Raw genomic sequence first — 4,850 nt, 5'->3', positions numbered from 1 at the left:
GCCTCGGGCGGGCGCTCGTCGCCCCCCCCCCCGCGGTGCCGGGCCGCCACCCCCAAAACAATAGCGGTGGTGCCGCGGTTTCCGAACGACGACACCCCCCCCCCGCCCGGGCGCCCCGCCCGGCCCGCCCCACGCTGCGTTCGGGCCGGGCCCGAACCCAGCGTGGGTCAGGCCGCGATCAGCGACGTCAGCAGCCCGGTCGCGTCGATCCCGTGCGGCAGGTCGCTCACCTGCCCGTCCCCGACCTCGACCACCCGCCAGCCGGAGCCGTCCGCCCGGCTGGCGAGGTCGGTGGTGACGAACCGGCAGCCGAGCGTCCGCACCAGCGAGCGCACACCGGTCAGGTCGGGGTCGACCTCGTCGCGCGGCGCGTCCGGGTGCGGTCCGACGAGCACCGGTTCGCCGTCCAGCCACCACACCCGGGCCTCCACCGCCCGGGTGCCCCCGACGCCGACGCCGACGCCGACGCCGACGCCGAGACCGACGCCGGCACCGGCCTCGGTGCCGACGGGAGCGGACGCCCGCGCGAACTCCTCGTACCGCCGCAGCACCACCCCGCCCGCCAGGAACTCGCCCTGCAACTCGACGAACCGGGCCACCACCCGACCGACAGCGTCCAGGTCGGCGAGCTCCGGCACGTAGCAGGCCTCGTGCCACTCGTGCTTTCGGGACTTCACGTAGTCCTTGACGATCGCCGGGCCACGCCCGCCCAACCGGGCCACGGCATCGGCCAGTTCCTCCCGCCCCGGTCCCGGCGCCGATGCAGACCCGCCCGCTGCCTCGCCCGCCGAGGGGATCCACACGCTCGACGGCGTCGAGCCCTCGAACACGCCGTACCAGCCGGGAAGTTCGTGTGCGGCCGCGTAGCCGGCGGCACTCGTGAGCAGGTTCCCGCCGCGCGCGGAGAGGGCGGCGGCGAAGGCGGCGTAGTCCCGGGAGGGGATCATCCAGCCCCGGTACCAGAGCGGGCCGCCGCCCTCCGGCACCCGCCGGACGGCCTCCTCGGCCCGTCCGGCCAGCAGCGCGTCGTGGTCGACGAGATGGTGCTCGCCGCCCAACTCCCGGACCAGCCGGGCCTCCCAGGCGAAGTGCGGGTCGGGCCGGCGCGGGTTGAGCGGGTCGGCGGGAAAGACGATCGCGGGTACGGGCATGGGCGTCAGCGTACGGCGGTACGGGCCCTCCGCGCGCCGTCACACCGTTCCGTCAGCGCCTGTCCCGCCACCGCCTGTCCCGCCACCGCCCGTCCGGTCACGGCCCCGTACCGCCACCGCCCGTACCGCCACCGCCCGTCCCGGAATTCGGAGACGCCCGTCGTCGGGCCCTGCGAGAGTGGGCCGATGAAACGACAGCAGCGCTTCCGCAACCCGCTGGGACTCGTCGGACTGCGGCGCCCCCGCGAGCGCGTGCCCCGGCAGGCGGCCCGGACGGCGGTTCTGGCCGAGGACGGCTCGGTCTTCCTGCTCCGCTCCGACAACTCCGAGGTCGGCGTGCACTGGACGATGCCGGGCGGCGGACTGGACCCCGGCGAGACCCCGCGCGAAGGCGCCGTCCGTGAACTCCGCGAGGAGACCGGCTGGACGGACCTCGAACCCGGCCCGCTGCTCTGCACCTGGGAGCACGACTTCACCTGGCACGGCACCCCGGTCCGCCAGCACGAGCACATCTACGTCACCCGGGGCCCGCGCCGCGGCCCGGTCGGCGACGTCAGCGCGGTGCACGCCGTCGACCGCATCCTCGACTGGCGCTGGTGGACGCCGTCCGACCTCGCCGCCCCGGACGCCGACGCGCTCTGGCCGCCCAGGCTCCCCGAGCTGCTGGCGATGGTCCGGTCGGGCGACTGGAACGTCGACGGGAGCGATGCGGGCGCCGTCCACCTCGGCTACATCCCGAACTCCTCGCCGGAGCACTGACGTTCGTACGTCGGGCGCTACGTCGGGCGCTACGTCGGGCGCTACGCCGGGTCGAACGGCACGGACCGGCTACGCCCGTCCGCCGCGCCGTCCGCGCGCGGCCCGCCAGTCGTGCAGGTCGAGCTCCCGGTCGTGCAGGGCACCGGGGTTCATCATCACCGTCAGCTGCACGCCGGCCAGTTGTTCGAAGGCGAGCCCGGTGGCGGACAGCAATTGCTCGGTCGGCACCGAGACGGCGATGGCGGGTCGCCAGGAGGGCAGCACGACGAGGCTGGTGCCGCGCCCGATCCGGACCGGCTCGGCGGTCACCCGGACCGGCGTGCGCTCCTCCGGGCGGCCGACCGCCTCGGGTTGGTGGGGGCCGGCGCCGATCAGGATCCCGAGCGGGGTCTCGGCCTGGTCGGCCCCGGTGCCGGCCCGGGCCCCGGCCCCGGTGCCGCCGGTCGGCCGCCAGGCCGCCGCGGTCCCTGCGGCCCCGTTCGCTCCCGCCGCCGTCCTGCCCGCTCCCCGTGCGGACCTGCGCGGGAGTGGTCCCTCAGGTGCGGCCGTCTCCCGTTCGGCCGCCTCCTGCCCGGTCAGGGCGGCATCGGGGTGCATGCGGCGCAGCCGGCGTGAGGGCGAGGGCCGTCGTGTCGCGAGGGTCCGCGGTTCCTCGCGGGCCGCCCGCAGCACCGGCACCGGCCGTTCGGCCGTCGGTGCGGCGGGCTGCGGGAGTTCGTGCGTGTGAACGTCGTGCGTGTGAACGTCGTGCGTGTGGACGTCGCCGGGCTCGCCCTGGTCGTCCTGAACCTGCCAGGCCGACGGAGCCTCCACCGGCACGGCCTCGCCCAGGAGCGTCGCGACCTCCGCCACCGGCCGTCGACACGCGGCGGCCAACTCGGCGAGCGTGCGCCCTTGCAGGCGTGCGGCCCGCAGCCGTTCGGCGAGCGCGGCCTGCACACGGGCGGCCGTCCGCTGGTCCGGCGCGCCGGTGAGGGGTGCGCGGGTCGGCGCCCCGCCGTCGGCGTCGCCGGGGCCGCTGCGCGGTCGCGGCACCGAGTCGTCCCGGGCGCCGCCGCCCGGCGCACCGGGGAGCTGTCCCGTGTCGGCGGCCTGCGCGATGGAGCAGCGCGCGGCGGCCTGACGCGGGGCTCCGGCGCGGTCCGCGGCCGGGTCGGGGCGGGCTGGGTCGGTGGGGGTGGGGTGGAGCGAGGTCATCGGCACGGGCCCTTCGGGGGACGGTCCAGACGATCCTCCCGCACCGAGTGACCAGCTCCAAGCGCCGGTTCCCCGTTCGGACGCCCGCACGCCCCTCCGGGAGCGGGCCGCGGGCACCCCGCCCCTACCCGGCGTGTCGGCTCAACTGCCGGGCGCGACGAAGCCCTTGAGGTCGGCGAGCACCGCGGTGGCCGCCATCACGCCGAGCCCGAGGAACCAGGTCTCGTCCGAAACCGGCCGTGCCTGACCGGACTTGACCGCTCCGAGGGTCCTCCAGAGCGCGCCGCCGAGCACCGTGTCCTGGTTGGTGGAGGTGGGCGATCCGTACACGCCGTAGAAGATCCAGTCGGCGTCCGCCTTGTCGATCTGCTCGGGGCTGATCTCGACCGCGAGTTCCTTGACCCGCTCGATCGCGGGCTGCGGCAGCGGCACGTCGGTGAGGATCGTGCCGATGAACGACAGCTCCGCGTAGAGGCGGGTCTTGCCGGGCATGAAGCGCAGCGGCGTGATGGCCGGTCGCTTGTCGCCGAGCCGGGCGCCGATCGCGGTGGCGGCGGCCTGGTAGGCGTCGAGCTGGGTCTTGGCCTCGGCCTCCAGGCCGAAGGTGCTCGCGTTGAGCAGGAAGTTCTGCTTCCACGGGTAGCCGGGGCGCAGCGAGAAGACGGTCGGTGCGATCTTCGACAGCTGCACGTACTGGTCCTGGGCGCGCAGCTGGCTGCCGAGGATCAGATCGGGCTTGAGGGCGGCGATCGCCTCCAGGTTGAGGCTGTTGATGGTGCCGACGTTCGCCGGGCTGCCGGCCTTGTCCTTGAGGTAGGACGGCATGGTCTTCGAGCCGTCGGTGTGGACGACGCCGACCGGCTGGACGCCGAGCGACACGACGTTGTCGAGCTCGCCGGTGTCGAGGACGACGACGCGGACGGGCTTGGCGGGGAGGACGGTCTCGCCCATCGCGTGCCTGACCGTGCGGGGGTAGACGCCGGGGGCGGCGTCGGTGCCGAAGCCCTTCATCTTCTCGATCACGGTGGCGTAGTCGTCGCCGCCCTGCTTGACCGACTTCTGGTCGGGGGAGCCGCCGCCGGACGGCTTCGCAGTGCCGGGTCCGGCCGACCCGTCCGAGCTGCCGCAGGCGGCGAGGAGCCCGCCGAGGCCGAGCACGGCACCGCCGGTGAGCCCGCCGGCGAGGAAGCGGCGGCGGGAGGCGGTGCGGCGGGCGGGGGTCAGGTCGTCGGCGTTGGGGGCCACGCGACGCTCCTTCGGGATCGGCGGGCGGGTCAAGGACGGGTCGGGGGCGAGTCGGGGACGGGGCGTGGCCGCGGGGCGGCCACGGACCCGCAGCTAAGGTGAGGCTAACCTACTCCACAAGACCACGTTCATCCCGGTGGCCCGCACGCTGCCGGCGATGAGCGCCTACCGGGTCGTCCCGCCGCGCTTCGGCGCCGTCCACCCGGGCTTCCGGACCCCGGGGTCGGCGGCCTGCTGCTCAGCGCCGTCTTCCTGCAGGCGGAGTTCTTCCGCGGCGAGACGCTGCGCCGCGACACCCCCGCCCTCGTCGTCGAGGACTGAGGCCGACGGCGAAAACCGGTGACCGCGGCGGGGGACCGGCGCTATGGTCGAAGGCATGAAGCGCTCCACGGGCCTGTGCTGGTGGCCGTGCGAGGGGGGCCCCCACAGGAAACCAGTCCAGCGGCGGGCGGGGTGGTCGGCCCCGTGCCGGTTACCCACGGGTGGGGCCCGCGCCCC

The 4,850-nt window shown here is 75.5% G+C and carries 4 protein-coding genes; 1 reads left to right on the top strand and 3 read right to left on the bottom strand.

Translation table 11 applies throughout. The features are described 5' to 3' along the window. Positions 1 to 167: 167 nt before the first annotated feature. Positions 168 to 1,151 (bottom strand): ATP-grasp domain-containing protein, encoded by a 984-nt coding sequence (locus tag ACFV4F_RS41115; RefSeq protein ID WP_380510725.1) that lies wholly within the window; start codon positions 1,149 to 1,151, stop codon positions 168 to 170. A gap of 186 nt (positions 1,152 to 1,337) precedes the next feature. Between ACFV4F_RS41115 and ACFV4F_RS41110 the strand changes: the two genes are divergently transcribed. After that, the gene (locus tag ACFV4F_RS41110) at positions 1,338 to 1,910 is read left to right on the top strand and encodes an NUDIX hydrolase (RefSeq protein ID WP_380510722.1); all 573 of its coding nucleotides are present in this window, start codon (positions 1,338 to 1,340) and stop codon (positions 1,908 to 1,910) included. Positions 1,911 to 1,979: 69 nt separating this feature from the next. Here the strand turns inward: ACFV4F_RS41110 and ACFV4F_RS41105 are convergent, their stop codons facing one another. Both ACFV4F_RS41105 and ACFV4F_RS41100 read right to left on the bottom strand, forming a co-directional pair. Beyond that, the gene (locus tag ACFV4F_RS41105) at positions 1,980 to 3,107 is read right to left on the bottom strand and encodes a hypothetical protein (RefSeq protein WP_380510719.1); all 1,128 of its coding nucleotides are present in this window, start codon (positions 3,105 to 3,107) and stop codon (positions 1,980 to 1,982) included. 141 nt (positions 3,108 to 3,248) lie between these two features. Beyond that, positions 3,249 to 4,352 (bottom strand): ABC transporter substrate-binding protein, encoded by a 1,104-nt coding sequence (locus tag ACFV4F_RS41100; RefSeq protein ID WP_380448715.1) that lies wholly within the window; start codon positions 4,350 to 4,352, stop codon positions 3,249 to 3,251. Between the last annotated feature and the right edge of the window lie 498 nt (positions 4,353 to 4,850).

Source organism: Kitasatospora sp. NPDC059722 (assembly GCF_042733235.1).
Lineage (GTDB): Bacteria > Actinomycetota > Actinomycetes > Streptomycetales > Streptomycetaceae > Kitasatospora.
The sequence above is the reverse complement of the archived record's forward strand: the minus strand, read 5'-3'. Positions and strand labels throughout refer to the sequence as shown.

Bases quoted from the DNA above. Each gene is read 5' to 3' on its own strand.
- ACFV4F_RS41110 (WP_380510722.1), top strand. From the start codon at position 1,338: ATGAAACGACAGCAGCGCTTCCGCAACCCGCTGGGACTCGTCGGACTG.
- ACFV4F_RS41115 (WP_380510725.1), bottom strand. From the start codon at position 1,151: ATGCCCGTACCCGCGATCGTCTTTCCCGCCGACCCGCTCAACCCGCGC.
- ACFV4F_RS41105 (WP_380510719.1), bottom strand. From the start codon at position 3,107: ATGACCTCGCTCCACCCCACCCCCACCGACCCAGCCCGCCCCGACCCG.